Raw genomic sequence first — 17,321 nt, forward strand, 5'->3', positions numbered from 1 at the left:
AAAATAATACTATTTATAAATATTCATAAATTCAACTATCGCCTGCTTATATATATCTATGGCCCTAAGGTAATCATCAACAAATATGTATTCCTCAAACGAGTGTGAGTACGCTCCATCGCCAGGCCCATACGCAACCATGTTCTTTGTCAGTAATGCCAGGTCATTCATATCACTTGTACCCCATTTCCTGGCCGGGATGGGTCCCTTACCTAATACCTTAATTATTGCCCTGGACACCGCCCTAGCGCTTGTATTATTGATTGAAACCTCGACGGGTTCGGTGCACCACCTCATGCTTATGGTGATTAATCCTCCATACTTACCCCGTAACTCATTAATTGCCGCCTCAACATCCTTACATGATTTCCCAGGTGGTATTCTAACGTCGAGTATCAGCCTGCAGTTACTTGGTATCACGTTCTCGGCCTCGCCACAGTTCATTATTGTTGGCGTCACGAGAAAGTTCTCGTAGGATGTACCAGCCATTAACGTATTCCACAAATCCCTGTACACATTCATTGCAATGAGTATGGAGTTAGAGCCCAGGTCTGGATTTGACGCGTGGCCGCCCCTAGTCCTCACATTAACCTCAAGCCTAGTACCGCCCCTGTACTTGACAACCACCTTATCAATCCCCGTAGGCTCACCAACAATAATACCCGTGGGCCTCGCACGTGATTACCACTTATCAAATACCTAGTGCCTAGGCTATCACCCTCCTCGTGTACGACGGCCGTAAATACGAGAGTTCCTCTACTCGATTCACTCTCCATGAATGCCAGTAACATGGCCATTAACGGGCCCTTATCATCGCTGGCCCCCCTACCAATGATTTTATTACCCTCACGCCTAACCTCTATGAAGCCAGGCACCGTATCCATGTGAGCATGAAGCCATAGGACGGGCTCTCCATCACCCTTAATGGCGATTACATTACCAACTTCGTCAATTCTAGCCTCAAAACCATTCATAATTAGTAATTCCGTAAGAAATTCCGCCAACTCATGCTCGTCACCTGTGGGTGAGTAAATACTCAATGCCTCCATGAGTAATTTTAACTTGGCCTCGTCACTGAACATTGTCAACCCCTCTTAACAACGCCCATTACCAACTCAGCTATTCGCCTAGCCACATTAACACCCGTCACCCTCTGCACATTCTTGAACTCAGGCACTGTGTTAACCTCCAGGACCTTATAACCTCCGTCAGACTCAACAACATCAACACCCGCGTAATAAGCACCAACGGCCCTAGTAGCCTTGACGCTTATGTCCTCAAGCTCTGGGTCAATCCTCACGGCCTCCGCCTTACCACCCTCGCAGTGTTCGTCCTCCAATCATCATTAACCGCATACCTATAAATCGCTGCCACCGCCTCGTCACCAACCACAGTCACCCTAATGTCCCTACCGGGCTTCCTAATGAACTCCTGAACTAGATATGTCTCATATTGGGGATTCTCCATGGAACTTCTATGCCTTGCAAGGAGCATTAGATCCTCCGTACTACCCACTAGGCTTACGAGTCTTCCCCAGGAACCGTGGACAGGCTTAACAATGGCCGGGGACCCAACAACGCCTAGGGCCTTCATCGCGGACTCACTGGATAAGGCCACTATAGTGTTTGGTATTGGAACACCAAATCGATTGAGTATAGCCAGCGTGACCGCCTTGTTATTGCCGATCATTATTGATATGTAGGGATTTATTGACCTACCACCAATGACTTCATACAATTGCGATAATAATTGAGTCCTGTGCTGACTGACAGTCCTTATAAATGCTGTGGCAACCTCATTAGCTCCAGGAAACTCAAAGGTTAAGTCCTCAGCACTCACAAGCCTGTAATTAATGCCTAAATTATCGAACTCCCTAATGAGCAGCTTCTCGTCAAGCCTTATGGCATCGTAGAGGAAGTGTACGACTTCAATCAGAACCACCCCTCAGCAATTATTCGCCCCAATCCTCCTCCTCAACCTTAATCAGCTTCAGCTGTATTAAGCCATTCTGAATAACCACCTGGTACTTCTGACCACAACTTGGACAACTGACCAACTCACCATCAAGTACATCATCTGGTATTTCTATGTCCGCCCCACAGACCTGGCAGGAAACCTTTGTTGGCATTGAGATACTACGTGAATATAGCCTATTTAAGCATTGCGGCTAATAGCAGGAGGTTTTATAAGTCAATGGACAGGATATATATTCTCAGGAATTACCTGTTGGGATCACGTGAGTACCAACACCATTAATAGCAGACATAATTGGCTTATCGATCACACCATTGGAGATTATCGCGTATACGCCCTTACTGGCCAATTGAGCCGCCGTGTAGACCTTCCTCTTCATACCACCCCTAACCTCCGGGTTCTTAAACAACTCCTGCGCCTCAGCAGCGCTTACCCTGTTAATGACCTTTCCATTTATGAGAACACCATCAACATCCGTAAGAATTACCGCGTATTTAGGCATTAAGAAGAGTGAGAGTATCTCGAGTGCTTGGTCTCCATCAACATTTAATGGACCACCAGTCTTATTATCCATGGCTATTGGCGCTATCACCGGCGTGAAACCATCATTGAGTAGTTTCATTATGAAGTCCTTATTCGCACTTTCTATCTTACCTGTGTAACCACCATCAACAACCCTCTCCCTACCCCTCTCATCAATTATGACCATGGACTCCCTCCTCCTAGCCCTCAGTAGGCCACCGTCAACTCCAGAAAGCCCGATGGCATTAACCCCAACACCCTGTAACCTACTCACCAAGTCCTTATTTAGGTACATCATACCCATGACGTAGGCACGCAAAGTCTCTTGATCTGTGTACCTGCTCGTAACCCCGCTGGGGCTTGTTACGAACTTGGGCTTAAGCCCCATTCTCTCCATTAACTCATTTATAAAGTAACCACCACCATGAATTAGAATCACCCTATGGCCATTATTGATTAAACCAGGTACTTCTTTAACGAGGTTATCAACCCCCTTCCTTATTACAGATCCGCCCACCTTCACTATTATTAGCATCATTAAGTGGCTGGTTATCAATATTATAAATATTGCCATAATGAAGACATCGGTTTAATATTTAGAAGCGAAGCTACAACAAGCCTCTCAATTCATTAGCGGCCTTACTAATCCTCTCAATGCCCATGCGTATTCTCTCAATGCTCTCTACCACGAAGGATATCCTAATCGCTGATCTATAAATGTCACTGAAGTACGTGCCTGGTATCACGGTTACACCATACTTCTCAAGAAGCAACTCGGCAAATTTCTCGGAATCCCTGATATACCTCGATAAATCAACGAAGATGAACATGGAGCCCTTTGGAACAATAAACCTGGACTCGGGCAAGTACTCCCTCAAAGCCCCAACTGCGGCGTCCCTCCTTGACCTATACTCCTCGATTATGTACTTAAGGTGCTTCATCCTGGCCTCGGACCTGAGGTACGCGGCCACGAACTTCTGGGCAATAACGGGTGGGCAGTACGTCATCTCCTCAGCGGCTAGCTTCAACTTGGGTATTGCATCGCTTGGTCCATAGATGAAACCCAACCTCCAACCTGGTATTCCTGGATCCTTCGAGAATGTATTTATTGAGATTACGTGGTCAGGCGCATATTTATACATGTATACGTGTTCACCTTCGTAAATTAACGTCCTATATGCCTCATCGGACACTATCCAGAAGTCCCTATCCATGGCTAGATCGGCTATGGCCTTGGCGGTGTTTTTATCGATAATATTACCCGTTGGATTGTCTGGAGACACTATTACCAAAGCCTTCGTCTTATTGGTTACTAACTCCTTAAGTTTCTCAATATCAATCTTAAATTCGTCATCTATACTCAAACCAATCCTTTTTACCCTACCACCGAAGTACTCAATAATTGGTTTGTAACCGAAGTACGTGGGTCCAGGAGAACAACTTCATCACCTGGATTTAGGATCATCATGAACGTTGCAAACATGCCCTCCTGACCACCCGCTATGATCACTACATTATCTGGACTCACATCAATGCTACCAAGTCTTCTTAAATCCTCAGAAACGGCTTCCCTTAACTCAATAATACCCTGGCTCGGTGTGTATCCGTAAAGTTCCATGCTGTTATCCTCAACCAGTTGCTTAGCCAGTAAGGACCTTATCTCAATTGGTGGCGGTAGACCCGGTTGACCGGCGGATAGGTTTATGATATCCCTTCTCTCTCGCTTTAGTCTCTCCCTGATAGCGTCGATTCTCCTCGTGGGGCTCTCCCTTAGGAAGGTTATTGATTGGGAAAAACCGCGCATTGAAGTCTTGTTTTGAGCAAGTATATATACATTATGTATCCAATACGGTGCTGTAAATGTCTTAAGGGCAAAGCTTATAAAATATTTATAACAAACTCGTGTGAATGATTCGGTTTGAGGAGGTACCTCGTACTTCAGGATGGGAGCGTGTACCGTGGCTATGCCTTTGGCGCTAATAACGATGCTGTTGGCGAGGTAGTGTTTACAACAGCTAATGTTGGTTATCCCGAGTCTCTAACGGACCCATCATATAGAGGGCAAATACTCGTGTTCACAAGCCCATTAATAGGTAATTACGGCACATCGCCAGACCAGTGGGAGAGCGACTCAATTCAGGTGAGCGGCGCTGTTATTTTTGACTTAACAATGCCCAGTCACTACACGTCGATCATGAGCCTTAATGAGTGGTTTAGGAAGGAGGGTATACCAGGCATTTATAGGATTGATACCAGGGCGTTAACGGTTAAGCTAAGGGAGGTTGGCGTAATGATGGGTGCAATAGCCGATGATGTAAATAAGGCCGTAAAGCTTCTTAGGGATGCGCCTAGGTATGATGATGTTGATTTCACGAGATTAGTCTCGCCAAGTACGCCGATTAAGTATGGCGATGATGATAAGCTGTATTGGGATTATTGATTGCGGCGTTAAGATGAGCATTGTGAGGAACCTGCTGAACAGAGGCTTTAGGGTCGTTAGGTACCCATGCCACATGTGGAAGAACGCCTTAAGTGACTGTGATGGAATCCTCCTTAGTAATGGCCCTGGCAACCCAAACCTACTGACTTATTTAAGCGATGTTGTTACCGACGTGATTAGGGATAGAAAACCAACCCTAGGGATATGCCTAGGACACCAGGTAATTGCCCTAGGCATTGGGGCTAGGATCTACAAGATGAGGTATGGACATAGGGCAATCAATAAACCAGTACTGGACCTAATTAGGAATAGGGTCTACATAACGACCCACAACCATGGATATGCCATTGACCCACAGAGCATAAAGGGCACAGGGTTCAGGGTATGGGCTATACAGCCTGATGATAATACGGTGGAGGGACTGATTCATGATAGATTGCCAATACTAACAACGCAGTTCCACCCCGAGTCCAAGCCCGGCCCCTTAGATGCTAATTGGGTCTTTGACGAGTTCGCGAGGATGGTGATCAACCATGGACGTTAGGAAGGTCCTAGTGATTGGTAGCGGCCCCATTAAGATTGCGGAGGCTGCGGAATTCGATTACTCGGGGATACAGGCGCTTAAGGCGTATAAGGAGGAGGGCTTAACTACGGTCCTCGTTAATCCGAATGTTGCCACAGTACAAACAACGCGTGTATTTGCAGATAGGGTTTACCTGGTGCCCATAAAGCCTGAGTTCCTGGAAATGGTTATTGAGAAGGAAAGACCTGATGCAATTGCCTGCGGCTTCGGTGGCCAAACAGCGTTGTCGGCGTGCATAAGTCTCAACGATTTGGGAATTCTTAGGAAGTACGGCATTAAGGTTCTGGGAACGCCAATAGATGGCGTTAGGTCAGCCTGAGTAGGCAATTGTTTAAAGACCTAATGAGTAAGTATGGGATACCGGTACTACCATCAAAGACGACGTACTCACTCGAGGAGGCCCTATCAGCGGCCAGGGGGTTGGGCTACCCAGTTCTTGCCAGGGTATCCTTTAACCTAGGTGGTGCTGGTGCCTTCGTTGCACATGGTGATGATGAGTTAGTTAATAAGTATCATAAGGCATTGGCCATGAGCGAGATTAAGGAGGTTCTCGTTGAGAAGTACATAGGTGGTTGGAAGGAGATCGAGTTCGAGGTCATGAGGGATCAATATGGGGAGTCGGTGGCCGTGGTTTGTATGGAGAACATAGACCCCATGGGCGTGCACACGGGTGACTCGGTGGTTGTCGCGCCCTGCCTAACATTAACAAATGACGAATACCAAAGGGCCAGGTTAATATCCATAGGCGTCGCAAACGCGATAAACCTAGTCGGTGAGTGCAACGTGCAGGTTGCGATTAATCCCAGGGCCCGAGATGTACGTCATAGAGACAAACCCAAGAATGAGTAGATCAAGCGCCCTGGCTAGCAAGGCCTCGGGGTACCCACTGGCGTACATAGCGGCTAAGCTGACGCTTGGTTATAGGCTAAGTGAGTTGATTAATAAGGTGACCGGCAAGACCGTGGCCGCCTTTGAACCAAGTCTTGACTACATAGTAGTTAAGATACCGAGGTGGGAGAGCGATAGGTTTGGCATTGATGAGTCCCTGGGCCCCGAAATGATGAGTATTGGCGAGGTCATGGGCATAGGGAGGACGCTTGAGGAGGCTTGGCAGAAGGCGGTGAGAATGCTTGACATTGGTGAGCCAGGCCTCGTGGGTGGTAGGATATACCATGAGGCAAGCATTGAAGAGGCTGTGAAAATGGTTAAGGAGAGGAAGCCCTACTGGTTCCTGTACGCGGCTGTGCTTCTTAGAGAGGGTTTCTCCGTTGATGATATTAATGAGTGGACCGGAGTTGATAAGTTCTTCCTTTACGCGATTAAGAGGGTTGTGGATTTCTACGAGGGGTTAAGGAGGGGCGAGCCATTACCGCTTGAGGAAGCCTACATACTCGGTTTTAGCGAGGAACAGCTAAGGAATGCTCTTGGCGATGAACCGGAGAAAAAAAATTACCCGTGATTAAACAAATCGATACCTTAGCCGGGGAGTGGCCTGCGGCCACGAACTACCTATACTTAACGCATGGTGGTGAGGTTGATGATGATACAGGGCCTGGCGTTGATGTCGTGGTCGCGGGCGCCGGTGTCTTTAGGATTGGCGTTAGTGTTGAGTTTGATTGGTCCGTGGTTAATACAGTACTCATGCTTAAGAGACTTGGCTACAGGGTTGGGGTGTTGAATTACAACCCAGAGACCGTATCCACGGACTGGGACTTCGCGGATAAACTCTTCTTCGACCAATTAACCCCAGAAACCCTAAGGAACATACTAATTAAGGAGAGACTCAAGTTAGTGGTTTTATGGCTGGGGGCCAGATTGGGCAGAGGCTTTATGGTAAGGCTAGGTCCTGGCTAATTGAGAATGTCAGGATACTGGGCACGAGACCGGAGTCCGTGGACCTGGCAGAGGATAGGTCTAAGTTCTCGAAACTACTCGATGAATTGGGCCTTGACCAACCACCCTGGGCCTACGCATCAACTATTGAGGAGTTGATAGGCTTGTGGAGAGGTGGCTTGATTACCCAGTAATTGTTAGGCCCAGTTATGTGCTTGGTGGTACGTACATGGGCATAGCCAGGAATAGGCAGGAACTACTCAATTACGTTAACAAGGCAGCTAGGATAAGCCTGAGCACCCCGTGGTTGTGTCCAAATTCATCGGTGATGGTATTGAGACTGAGGTTGATGGTGTTAGTGATGGTAATTCCGTGATCGTGGTGCCCGTGGAACACATAGAACCACCTGGCGTTCACTCCGGCGATAGTACCATGGTAATACCACCGAGGGGTATTGATTATAGGTTAGATGACAATTGGAGAATTAGAATGGCCGAGGCCTCATTAAGGATAGCCGAGGCACTAAACATTGTTGGACCGTTTAACATACAGTTCATTGCCAGGGATAAGCTATACGTGATTGAGGCTAACGTGAGGGCCAGTAGGTCAATGCCCTTCACCAGCAAGGCCACTGGTGTTAACCTAATGAATTTGTCCGTAAAGGCTGCATTAAGTGGCCTGGGCATGGATAGGGAATTCATGGTGCTTAGGCCAAGGCGCTGGTGGGTTAAGGCAAGTCAATTCGCCTGGAGTAGGGTTAGGGGTTCATACCCAAGGCTTGGCCCTGTGATGTATAGTACGGGTGAGGTGGCATCGAGCGGTAAGGCCTTTGAGGAGGCATTACTTAAGGCCTGGTTATCAACCACGCCATCGAGGATCCCAAGGAAAAAACGCCCTGGTTTACACATATGATGAGCAATACGTTAAGGCAATCGACGAAATAAGAAAACGCCTGAGCAGATGGCTCACGGTTTTAGATGATACTGGGGAGGTTAGGGCCATGCTTAAACAAGGCTCCGTGGATATACTCATGACTGGGGGCGATACTATGAACAAGGACTATGCCACACGTAGACTGGCTGCGGATACTGCAACACCAATAATACTACACCCAAGCCTCGGGCTTGAGCTAACGAGAGCCTTTGAGTGGTTGAGAGGTGGTGGTAAATACGTGATCGAGGAATTGCTTGAGACCGAAATTAGCTAGTGACCAAGTAGTTTATTCTCAATTTCATTAAGCCTACCCATTATTGAATTAACCCTAGCCATTAACTCCCTGACCTCACCAAGCCTGGCCTTAGTATTCTCAATAACCGAACGTGGATTTGATGAACCATGTACAGGCTTCATTAGTGACTCAATAACATCAAGGCCAACCTTAATGCCGCTCCTCAACTCCCTAGCGACCTCACTATACACGTCCCTAAACGGCCTACCCTCCCTCATCGACACGGTCTCTGCATACTCAGCAGCCGTAACCACGTACTTACCCAGCGACTCCTTAACACCCTCCTCATTAACCTTAATGCTATTGATAAAATCCATGAATATCGAGAGGCCCTCAAGGGCTATTTTAATAATAAGCCATAGGTGCCTAGTCAATTCCTGCAGGTCAAGCTGATAGCCAGATTCTACGGGCCTAAGTATCGAGTACATGGCCATCAAATGCCCCACAGCTTCCCCAATCCTAGCCCTAAAAACCTCCAGGGTGGCTGGGTTCCTCTTATGCGGCATGATACTACTCGTGGCAAGGTGACTCGGATCTGCGCTCAAATAACTTAGCTGGGGCATCAACCACATCTCAAGGTTATTAATGAACCTGCCAACCTCCACCAGGTAATTAACTACCACCGAGGCCGCGGATATTACGAAGTACCTGGAGCCCGTCGCATATATTGTGTTATCAACAACACCGTCAAAGCCCAACTCAGCGGCCTCCCTAAACCTATCAATACTAACCATGGTACCGGCAAGCGGACCAGAGCCCAGTGGCGACCTATTGATTAATTCGTAGACGTGCATTAACTCGCTGAGGAAGTCCCTGGATAGGTCGTCTAGGTAAAGCATGTAGTGACCAAGCGTCGTTACCTGGGCTGGCTGCCTATGGGTTGAGCCTATTATCACCTTATCATACTCCTCAACGGCCTTACTCAGGACGACCTCCCTGAGCTTAAGCGTGGTGAGTATTAAGTCGAGTAAAGCCCTCCTAAGCCTAAGCCTAATTGCAGTTGCCACGTGGTCATTCCTAGACCTACCAATGCCGACCCAACCACCTATGCTGCCCAATCTCCTGATTAATTCTGCCTCGATGTACTCATGCACATCCTCATAACCAACAAGCCTACCTGGTTCATAACCACTACGCCAAATATCCCTGAGGGCATCCCTAATCCTCTCAGCCACATCATTATTAATAACGCCAACCCTCTCAAGCTCGTTAACATGCACAATGAGAGTAATTATCACGTACTTAAAAATCTCAGAATCATCAATGATCGATGACGTATAACTAATCTTATCAATACTTCCAGCTCCAAGTAACTCCCTGCGATACACAGGGTTAAGTTAGAAATCACGTTTTAAGTATTTCATTGACCAATGCTACGTAGAATGTCCTCCATCTCCCTAATTAATGTCTCAATATCTCTCCTAGCAGAATCATCATCTCCGTAAGGCTAAGGACCCTTTCAGGGTCAGGCCCATTATACTGGTACTGATAGATCCATAAGGCCTTATCCGTGAGTAGATCAATCTTACCGCCGATGATCATTGCCACATCCTTCAGGTAACTCGTCGTCATAACCGCTATTACCCAATCAACCCTATCAACACGCTCTCTCCTACCCCTCAACCTAACCTTACCACTAAAGACCTTGCTCAACTCATCCCTCCTGTCAACAGCCAATGCGGCCACTAGGGCCTTCCACGCCTGAAACGCCTTGCCAGCAGCGTTTCTGATCAATCCCTCGCTAAGGAATCTCTTAGCAAGTTCTAACTCAATCTTGGCCTCATCAATCCTAATCCTTTTGTACTCCTTAAGGTCGTACCACGGCTTCGCTAATTGCATATGAAATTCCCTCCTAGGTAGTGGAAATCTAGGCAGGTATTTAATTTATCTTAAACGGGAATATAGTAAGTTTATCCTGAGTATATTAAGTCATTGGGAACCCTTTACCGCGAGCACCGTGTTCCTCAACTTTCGCCTTGCGGATTCAAGGGTTTGTACGGGGTTTGTTGCACTTGAGGCAAAACCACATCCTGGAGCTACGATTAACTTACCCGGGTCACCACTGACGACGTCCAACGCTGCTTCGTACCTCCTCCTAATGACCTCCACTGGCTCCGCATTCCTTGACTTAACACTGACGATTTCCAACGCCAACTCCTTATCCCTTGGCACCGCATACTGTTTGAAGTACTTTAGTTCCTCGAAATCCCTAATACCATCAAATACCTAGAAGGGTCCGAGAACACCCACCTTTAGATCGTAGAGCTCGGGCAACGCATCATCATAATGACCAAGTGTATTGAACTGGGAGTTATTAAAATTTCCCCAGCAGGAGTGGACCTCGAGATGCTCAGCAGGTAATTTAGAGAGGACCTCGTTATTCAATTCCACAGCCCTCCTAACACGCTCCTTAGCCTTACTCTTATCGGGGTTATACTCGCCATACACGTCGAACTGGAGTATGTCTGGCGCATCGAATTGGACAACATCAGCACCAGCATTAAGTGCTGCCCTAACCTCGTTAATTATTATTTTCTTGACATCATCAAGATACTCATCAATTGATGAATAGTACTGCCTAACCTGCTGGCGATACTTATTAATTAACTCCTTAGGCCTTGCAGGCATCCAGTCAGGGGTCTGGGTAGACCCTGGCCATGAAGCTTGGTGCAAGTATCGTCACCTTAATCCTCCTCCTAACTCCCAATTTATCCAAGGCCCTCTTAATGCCCTCGACCTCCCTAGCTAGTATTGGCTTACTTGGGTCATACGCTATGCTTCTCAATATGACCGGTATGAACCTCCTATCACCTGCTGAGTTTTCCCAGTATAATTCCGTGACCTCAAATCCAGGTAATTCAGTTAAGTCGCTAATGAATGATTGACGCCTGTACTCCCCATCATTGATTTCGTCAAGCCCAATCTCGACCTGCATCCTAACCACATCCTCAATGGCCTTATCCAGGTTTTGAAGAGATAGGTTAGGTGGTCTTGGCAAACTACCCACGTGGGTTGTCCTAACCTTTTCCAAATCCATATATTGATTTAACTTAAGGAGGTATTTTTAACAATAGTCTCTTTACGCTCTATGCCTAACTCTATAGGCCGTTAATGAATGCAGCACGTGCATCTTTATGAAGCCCCTCGCCTCCTCCTCACTTGGGTACCAACCACTCACGTAATCTACGAGGTCCTTACTATAGCTTGCGTATGGACTCTCCCTACCAAGTATTGTTAATCCACCGAAGACCTTAACCTTAACAACACCGCTAACCCACTTATTCATGGCTTTAATGAGGCCTTCAAGCTCCTCACGCAGTGGCTCATGCCATAGACCACCATAGACCAGGTCCGTCCAGGCCTGGTCAACAATCTTCTTAAACCTGTACTCAAGCGGTGTATAGACAAGCTTCTCCAGGTCCCTATGGACCTCGATTAGGGTTAATGCAGCTGGGGCCTCATAGACCTCCCTTGATTTAAATCCAATAACCCTATTCTCGATATGATCAACCCTACCGAAGCCATGGGCACCAACAACCTTATTAAGCAATGATATTATGCCAACCATGCCCATCCTCTCACCGTTAACCGCCACGGGTAGGCCCTCCCTGAACTCAACCTCAAGGATCAGCGGCTCGCTGACCTTCTCAGGCGGTACCGTCCACTTAAAGGCATCCTCAGGAACCTCGACACCAGGGTCGTCAGTCTCACGGCCCTCTATACTCCTCGACCATAGATTATCATCAATACTAAACCTACCGTGTATGTTAGGTATTGGTATGCCATACTTCCTCGCGTACTCAACCTCCTCAGCCCTATTCATGCCCCAAATCTTCGCTGGCTCGATTATCATGAGATCGGGTGCCAGGGCCATCAATGCCTCGTTAAACCTGACTTGGTCATTACCCTTGGAGGTTGATCCATGGGCAACCGCGTCACAGCCCTCCTTCTTAGCTACCTCAACAACCTTCTCGGCAATTAAGGGCCTGGCCAATGCCGTACCCAATGGGTACCTGTCCTCATAGAGTGCGTTGGCCATTATTGCCATTGCAACGGGGCCCTCGGCAAAATCCCTCTTGGCATCTATCGTGTAATGCTTAGTGGCGCCAGCCTATACGCCCTTTCCTCAATGTCCCTGAAATCATCGTCTTGCCCAACATCAACTGTGACCGTTATAACCTCCGCATTAAACCTCTCCCTAAGCCAATGAATGGCTACTGTGGTATCGAGACCCCCCGAGTAGGCAAGTGCGATTTTACTGGGTTTCCTGGTCGCCGGTTTAGGGAATTCACGCCCTTCCTAAACCCTATGTATTAATAAGCCTTATCCCAATAACCTATATAACTTTAACCAACCACCGCAATGACAGGTTTCGAAAGACTCCTTAATTCCCTTGAAATATCCACAGGACTCAACCTACTTATATAATTAATGAACCTCTCGTAATAATCAGTTGGCAAGCCGTAGGTTGGTATCACTGAATGGAGCATCGCCATGCCCTCCGGCGATTCGCCAGTAACCTTAAGCCTACCAACCCTATTCCTAATAGCCATCCTTAGCTCCTCCTCTGAAACGACGGAGTCGCCCATAGTGCTGAGCATGACGTTAAGGGCATCCTTAAGGCTTCCCTACGCACACCAGCCATTACAATAAGGACTCCTGAGCTACCCAACGGCCAGTACATGGAGTAGGCATAGTAGGCCAATCCCCTCTTTACCCTAACCTCCCTGTAGAGCCTCGATACTAAGCCCATGCCTCCGAGTATCGTATTCATCACCGTAACCCTGAAGGAGCCCTCAAGGTCCATAATGTCATAACTTGGGTATGCAATGGCCACCGTGGTCTGCACCTTACCCTCAAGCCTAATATCGACATCACCGCTCCCAAATCTGTCAATGGGTACCTTAACGTAGTTTGTAAATGGCAGGTTAATCTCTAAATAATCCTCTGGAGCCACGACAGTTAATGATAATACCCTCAATGCATCAATGGCATCTTTAATGTGGCCCTTAGTCATATCAATAAATTTATAATCATAAGCAATTGGGTGCCTTGAGTATGGGTGATCATTAAATAATACCTTCAATGCCTCCGCCACAGACCTAACGGCCGTATCCTCTCTGTTAATGCTTATGCTCGTTCTCGCCTGTCTAATGGCATCATCAATCCTATCAATGACTGGGCTCAGTAGCATATCCTCAATGAGCTTCACAGCTTTATCAACAATAGGGTATCTAGCCTTAACCCTTAGGTTAGTGCGTCAAACCCTTTCTCAAAGGAGAATGATACTCCAATCCTCTCAAGTTCCTTAGCGTAACTGCTCATTCTCCACAGTGGTATCAACACATTCGCAATCCCAGGGCGAGATTCCTGCAGCGAGCCTAGGTTTAATTTAATGTCGAGTACAGCCACGTCCTTAACGGGAGACCTAATGAATAGTTTATTCGCCGTACCCATCACCTATAAATTATTGATATTGACCTATCTAATAATTTATCCACGAAATCCACGTACTCGGTGGTGCCCACTTTCGTGGCGTCCTCAATTATCGAAATTAACCTACCTGGGTCATTCATAAGTAGCTGCGACAAACCATAAATCTGACCTAACTTACTCGGTGAGTCCATGGAGAAGGCCAACCTGGCCCTTATCCTCTCCCTAGCGAAGCTTAGCTCATCCTCACTAGGTCTCTCCATAATTAATTCCCCAATCCTTGCGATTACCCTGTCGGTCCTTAACATTATAAATAATTATTGAGTATAGGTTATTCATGTACGTCACCTCATAATAACTATAAACAGCGTCTCCAAGGCCCTCCTCAACAAGCCTATAGAGCCTTGATGACCTTGGAACAGCCATGGGCTCCCTACTCGTTAGGCCATATGCAAAGGCCCTATCGCCCGAAACTACGAAATCCATGAGGATAAGCCTTCTCAAGCCATCAATGTCATGCGTCCCAGGAACCTTGAAGGTTATTAGTAACCTGGGTATTTCACCACTTGATGCCTTTAACTCAACCCTGACCTTACCCTGCAATCCATCATCCCAGGCTTAACGGCCCTGATTCACCACTAGACCCTATATTGCCGAAGTGCTATTGGCTAGTTCCGTGGCTTTATCCTCACTTAACCCACCGACCACGACCAATACGGCATTATCGGGGTTGTAATAACGCCTATAATACCTAAACAACTCATCCCTGGACACCCTATTTAGGTCATCCCTCAAGCCAATGACTGAGTACCTATACGGGTGTGTGTCCCAGGCAATCATCGAGGCCCTGTACATGAGTCTGAAGTCTGGGTCGTTCTCATTCATATCAAATTCACTAAGCACAATCTTCCTCTCCAGTTCGAATTCGCTTGGGTCAAAAGCCGCATTTACCATTCTCTTACTCTCAATTTCAAAACCCAACTCGGCGTATTCCGTGGGCAGCACCTCTACGTAGCTGTGTAGTCGTAGTTCGTAAAGCCATTAAAATAACCACCAACCCCCTCAATGAGTTCGTCCACGCTACCCTTTATTCCCTCAATCCTCCTGAAGAGCATGTGCTCGACTAAGTGCGAGCCCCCGAATATACCTGGGTACTCATTCTTGGCGCCCACGTTGTAAAACATGTAAATTGCAATAACATCAATGGGCATGTAGTGAGTAATTACTGTTAGTCCATTACCCAACCTGGAGATATGCACCATACAAAAGGGTAATAAGGCGGTGGCCATAAAAGGATTGCGAATGATGAGTCGCGAAATGATGAATAACCAGTTCTATACCGAAGCAATAATTCCTCTTAATTAAGACAGGGATAAGGCTTTTTACCTTTAATTCATGGTTAATTTAAGTGACGAGTTTAGAGCCCACTGATTAATGCCTGTAAAGGGTGATGAGTGGCTGAGTGCTGATTAATAATTTATTGAGAAATAATAATTTAATGAAATTTTAGAAAAAGTGAAATGGATAAGAAGAGAAACTAGTCCACAAGTTCTATCTCGATTTTTATGTTCTCAGGCACCCTCATCCTCATTAACTGCCTAATGGCCCTCTCATCAGCGTCCATGTCTATTAATCGCTTATAGATCCTCATTTCCCAATGGTCATACGTGTGGTATCCCTGCCCACTCGGTGCCCTCCTAACCGTGACCAGCAACCTCTTCCTGGGTAATGGTATTGGCCCTGAAACCTTAACGCCGAGTTTCTTGCTATGCCCACTATTTCACTGGCTAGGTTATCAACCTGCTTACTATCTGTTCCCCAAATGCGTATTCGCGCCTTTCTCGGCATTAATCATCACGCCTTAATTTCAACCTTCTTCGGCTTGATCTCGATTATCTGGCCTGCGGCTATTGTCCTACCCATGTCCCTTAGGGCGAACCTACCAAGCCTGGGAAGTCACTGTACTTCTCAACAACCACATCCTTAAGCGGCTTAAGCCTAACAACGGCCACATCACCCTGCTTAATGAACTGAGGCTTCTGCTCCACGGTCTGTCCGGTCCTTGGGTCCAGCCTAGCGATTATCTCGATTATCTGTGCCGGCACGGTTGCTGTGTGCACATGTAGCACTGGTGTGTATCCAGGGCCTATTGCCGTTGGATGCCATAGCACTGCCAGTCTCGCCACAATTTCCTCAGCAACCGTCGGTGGGTTGGCTAGATGACCCATCACGTCACCCCTCTTTACGTCCTCCTTCTCAATACCCCTAACGTTAATACCAACGTTGTCTCCTGGTTGTGCTTGCTCTAGCTTCATGTGGTGGGTCTCAATGCTCCTGACATCGCCGACCTTTGCGGGTGGCATAACGACAACCCTATCACCAACCTTCAACACGCCGGTTTCGATTCTGCCGACAACCACCGTACCAGCTCCAGTTATTGTGTAAACGTCCTGTATTGGTAACCTGAATGGCTTGTCAACGGGTCTCGGTGGCGGCTGTATTGCGTCCAGGGCCTCTATTAGGTTGGTCCGTTGTACCATGGCATGTTCTGGCTCTTCTCCTTGATATTATCGCCCTTCAGGCGCTGACGGGTATGAAGGGCACCTTCGATGGGTCATAGCCGAGAAGCTTCATGAACTTGCTAACCTCGGCCTTGATTTGCTCATACCTCTTCTGGTCATAATTAACAACGTCCATCTTATTAACAACCACTATTATCTGCCTAATACCCAACGTAGCGGCTAGGAATAGGTGCTCCCTGGTCTGCCCCTGTGGGCCAATGCCCGTCTCGAACTCACCAGGCCTTGCAGATACAACGAGCATGGCAGCATCCGCCTGGCTTGCACCGACTATCATGTTCTTTATGAAGTCCCTGTGGCCTGGCAGGTCTATGATTGTTATGAAGTACTTGGGAGTCTCGAAGCCTACGTGCATTGCCTCAATCGTGACACCCCTCTCCCTCTCCTCCTTCAGCCTGTCCGTTACCCAGGCATAGACGAAGTCTTCCTTACCCATCTTCTTGGCTTGTTCCTCAAGCTCCTTGAAGCCCTTCTCATCGACGTAGCCAGTGACCACCAGTAGATGACCTACCAATGTTGATTTGCCGTGGTCCACATGCCCTATAACAGCTAGGTTAAGGTGTGGCTTTTGTAAAGCCGACTCCTTAGGCTTCAGTATTAGGCTCATACCTATCAAGACGGAGTTGTGAAAATAAAATTAATAAGTTTTTGGGTTTCGGTTATCGACATGAACAAGGTTGAACAACGCCCTTAAGTAAGTATCGCCTATAGTGATTTTAACTTCTCCTG

Annotated in this window: 16 protein-coding genes and 7 pseudogenes; 2 read left to right on the forward strand and 21 right to left on the reverse strand. The window is 47.2% G+C overall.

Going from position 1 to position 17,321, the window contains the following annotated elements:
• Window positions 1-9 precede the first annotated feature (9 nt).
• The 6 genes and pseudogenes from JCM16159_RS03055 to JCM16159_RS03075 form a co-directional block, all read right to left on the reverse strand.
• On the reverse strand, window positions 10-627 hold the full coding sequence (locus JCM16159_RS03055) for a M20/M25/M40 family metallo-hydrolase (RefSeq protein WP_367834242.1): 618 nt from the start codon (window positions 625-627) through the stop codon (window positions 10-12).
• Entirely contained in the window at window positions 582-1,082 is a 501-nt protein-coding gene (locus tag JCM16159_RS18400) for a M20/M25/M40 family metallo-hydrolase (RefSeq protein WP_367834243.1), read from the reverse strand. The genes JCM16159_RS03055 and JCM16159_RS18400 overlap by 46 nt, the downstream gene beginning before the upstream one ends.
• A 2-nt stretch (window positions 1,083-1,084) precedes the next feature.
• A pseudogene (lysX, locus tag JCM16159_RS03060) lies at window positions 1,085-1,941 on the reverse strand (lysine biosynthesis protein LysX).
• A gap of 10 nt (window positions 1,942-1,951) precedes the next feature.
• Window positions 1,952-2,128, reverse strand: a complete 177-nt coding sequence (gene lysW/argW / locus JCM16159_RS03065; RefSeq protein WP_054856924.1) for an alpha-aminoadipate/glutamate carrier protein LysW — start codon at window positions 2,126-2,128, stop codon at window positions 1,952-1,954.
• An 84-nt stretch (window positions 2,129-2,212) separates the two neighbouring features.
• The gene (locus JCM16159_RS03070; protein WP_243665725.1) at window positions 2,213-3,034 is read right to left on the reverse strand and encodes a [LysW]-aminoadipate/[LysW]-glutamate kinase; all 822 of its coding nucleotides are present in this window, start codon (window positions 3,032-3,034) and stop codon (window positions 2,213-2,215) included.
• Between the two features lie 70 nt (window positions 3,035-3,104).
• A pseudogene (locus JCM16159_RS03075) lies at window positions 3,105-4,300 on the reverse strand (pyridoxal phosphate-dependent aminotransferase).
• A 147-nt stretch (window positions 4,301-4,447) separates the two neighbouring features.
• Between JCM16159_RS03075 and carA the strand changes: the two are divergent.
• Both carA and carB read left to right on the forward strand, forming a co-directional pair.
• Window positions 4,448-5,480, forward strand: a pseudogene (gene carA / locus JCM16159_RS03080) (glutamine-hydrolyzing carbamoyl-phosphate synthase small subunit).
• Window positions 5,470-8,559, forward strand: a pseudogene (carB, locus tag JCM16159_RS03085) (carbamoyl-phosphate synthase (glutamine-hydrolyzing) large subunit). The pseudogenes carA and carB overlap by 11 nt, the downstream one beginning before the upstream one ends.
• Here the strand turns inward: carB and JCM16159_RS03090 are convergent.
• From JCM16159_RS03090 to tuf, 15 genes and pseudogenes are all read right to left on the reverse strand, one after another.
• Entirely contained in the window at window positions 8,556-9,908 is a 1,353-nt protein-coding gene (locus JCM16159_RS03090; protein WP_054856925.1) for a lyase family protein, read from the reverse strand. The pseudogene carB and the gene JCM16159_RS03090 sit on opposite strands and share 4 nt — an antisense overlap.
• A 73-nt stretch (window positions 9,909-9,981) precedes the next feature.
• Window positions 9,982-10,419 (reverse strand): PaREP1 family protein, encoded by a 438-nt coding sequence (locus JCM16159_RS03095; RefSeq protein ID WP_367834244.1) that lies wholly within the window; start codon window positions 10,417-10,419, stop codon window positions 9,982-9,984.
• Window positions 10,420-10,509: 90 nt separating this feature from the next.
• On the reverse strand, window positions 10,510-10,752 hold the full coding sequence (locus JCM16159_RS03100) for a hypothetical protein (protein ID WP_054856926.1): 243 nt from the start codon (window positions 10,750-10,752) through the stop codon (window positions 10,510-10,512).
• Between the two features lie 54 nt (window positions 10,753-10,806).
• Window positions 10,807-11,208, reverse strand: coding sequence for a hypothetical protein (locus JCM16159_RS03105; RefSeq protein WP_054856927.1), 402 nt, complete (start codon window positions 11,206-11,208; stop codon window positions 10,807-10,809).
• A gap of 4 nt (window positions 11,209-11,212) precedes the next feature.
• Complete coding sequence (locus tag JCM16159_RS03110) at window positions 11,213-11,617, reverse strand: hypothetical protein (RefSeq protein ID WP_054856928.1); 405 nt, start codon at window positions 11,615-11,617, stop codon at window positions 11,213-11,215.
• Between the two features lie 42 nt (window positions 11,618-11,659).
• Window positions 11,660-12,834, reverse strand: a pseudogene (locus JCM16159_RS03115) (argininosuccinate synthase).
• A 92-nt stretch (window positions 12,835-12,926) separates the two neighbouring features.
• Complete coding sequence (locus tag JCM16159_RS03120; RefSeq protein ID WP_054856930.1) at window positions 12,927-13,169, reverse strand: hypothetical protein; 243 nt, start codon at window positions 13,167-13,169, stop codon at window positions 12,927-12,929.
• The gene (locus tag JCM16159_RS03125) at window positions 13,136-13,792 is read right to left on the reverse strand and encodes an insulinase family protein (RefSeq protein WP_054856931.1); all 657 of its coding nucleotides are present in this window, start codon (window positions 13,790-13,792) and stop codon (window positions 13,136-13,138) included. The genes JCM16159_RS03120 and JCM16159_RS03125 overlap by 34 nt, the downstream gene beginning before the upstream one ends.
• Before the next feature lie 35 nt (window positions 13,793-13,827).
• Window positions 13,828-14,040, reverse strand: a complete 213-nt coding sequence (locus tag JCM16159_RS03130) for a hypothetical protein (RefSeq protein WP_054853758.1) — start codon at window positions 14,038-14,040, stop codon at window positions 13,828-13,830.
• Window positions 14,037-14,276 (reverse strand): hypothetical protein, encoded by a 240-nt coding sequence (locus tag JCM16159_RS03135; protein ID WP_054856932.1) that lies wholly within the window; start codon window positions 14,274-14,276, stop codon window positions 14,037-14,039. Before JCM16159_RS03135 ends, JCM16159_RS03130 begins: the two co-directional genes overlap by 4 nt.
• On the reverse strand, window positions 14,263-14,616 hold the full coding sequence (locus JCM16159_RS03140; protein ID WP_054856933.1) for a hypothetical protein: 354 nt from the start codon (window positions 14,614-14,616) through the stop codon (window positions 14,263-14,265). The genes JCM16159_RS03135 and JCM16159_RS03140 overlap by 14 nt, the downstream gene beginning before the upstream one ends.
• Before the next feature lie 42 nt (window positions 14,617-14,658).
• Window positions 14,659-15,018, reverse strand: a complete 360-nt coding sequence (locus JCM16159_RS03145; RefSeq protein WP_054856934.1) for a pitrilysin family protein — start codon at window positions 15,016-15,018, stop codon at window positions 14,659-14,661.
• Window positions 15,019-15,020: 2 nt separating this feature from the next.
• Window positions 15,021-15,275: an insulinase family protein gene (locus JCM16159_RS03150; protein ID WP_054856935.1), complete on the reverse strand. Its 255-nt coding sequence runs from the start codon at window positions 15,273-15,275 to the stop codon at window positions 15,021-15,023.
• 275 nt (window positions 15,276-15,550) lie between these two features.
• A pseudogene (rpsJ, locus tag JCM16159_RS03155) lies at window positions 15,551-15,861 on the reverse strand (30S ribosomal protein S10).
• Between the two features lie 6 nt (window positions 15,862-15,867).
• A pseudogene (gene tuf, locus JCM16159_RS03160) lies at window positions 15,868-17,199 on the reverse strand (translation elongation factor EF-1 subunit alpha).
• Between the last annotated feature and the right edge of the window lie 122 nt (window positions 17,200-17,321).

It is taken from the genome of Vulcanisaeta sp. JCM 16159, assembly GCF_001316265.1.
GTDB lineage: Archaea > Thermoproteota > Thermoprotei > Thermoproteales > Thermocladiaceae > Vulcanisaeta.

Excerpts from the sequence above, each read along its gene's own strand:
- JCM16159_RS18400 (WP_367834243.1), bottom strand. The coding sequence starts at position 1,082 with ATGTTCAGTGACGAGGCCAAGTTAAAATTACTCATGGAGGCATTGAGT.
- lysW/argW (WP_054856924.1), bottom strand. The coding sequence starts at position 2,128 with ATGCCAACAAAGGTTTCCTGCCAGGTCTGTGGGGCGGACATAGAAATA.
- JCM16159_RS03070 (WP_243665725.1), bottom strand. The coding sequence starts at position 3,034 with ATGATGCTAATAATAGTGAAGGTGGGCGGATCTGTAATAAGGAAGGGG.
- JCM16159_RS03095 (WP_367834244.1), bottom strand. The coding sequence starts at position 10,419 with ATGCAATTAGCGAAGCCGTGGTACGACCTTAAGGAGTACAAAAGGATT.
- JCM16159_RS03105 (WP_054856927.1), bottom strand. The coding sequence starts at position 11,208 with ATGCCTGCAAGGCCTAAGGAGTTAATTAATAAGTATCGCCAGCAGGTT.
- JCM16159_RS03110 (WP_054856928.1), bottom strand. The coding sequence starts at position 11,617 with ATGGATTTGGAAAAGGTTAGGACAACCCACGTGGGTAGTTTGCCAAGA.
- JCM16159_RS03120 (WP_054856930.1), bottom strand. The coding sequence starts at position 13,169 with ATGGGCGACTCCGTCGTTTCAGAGGAGGAGCTAAGGATGGCTATTAGG.
- JCM16159_RS03135 (WP_054856932.1), bottom strand. The coding sequence starts at position 14,276 with ATGGAGAGACCTAGTGAGGATGAGCTAAGCTTCGCTAGGGAGAGGATA.
- JCM16159_RS03150 (WP_054856935.1), bottom strand. The coding sequence starts at position 15,275 with ATGGTGCATATCTCCAGGTTGGGTAATGGACTAACAGTAATTACTCAC.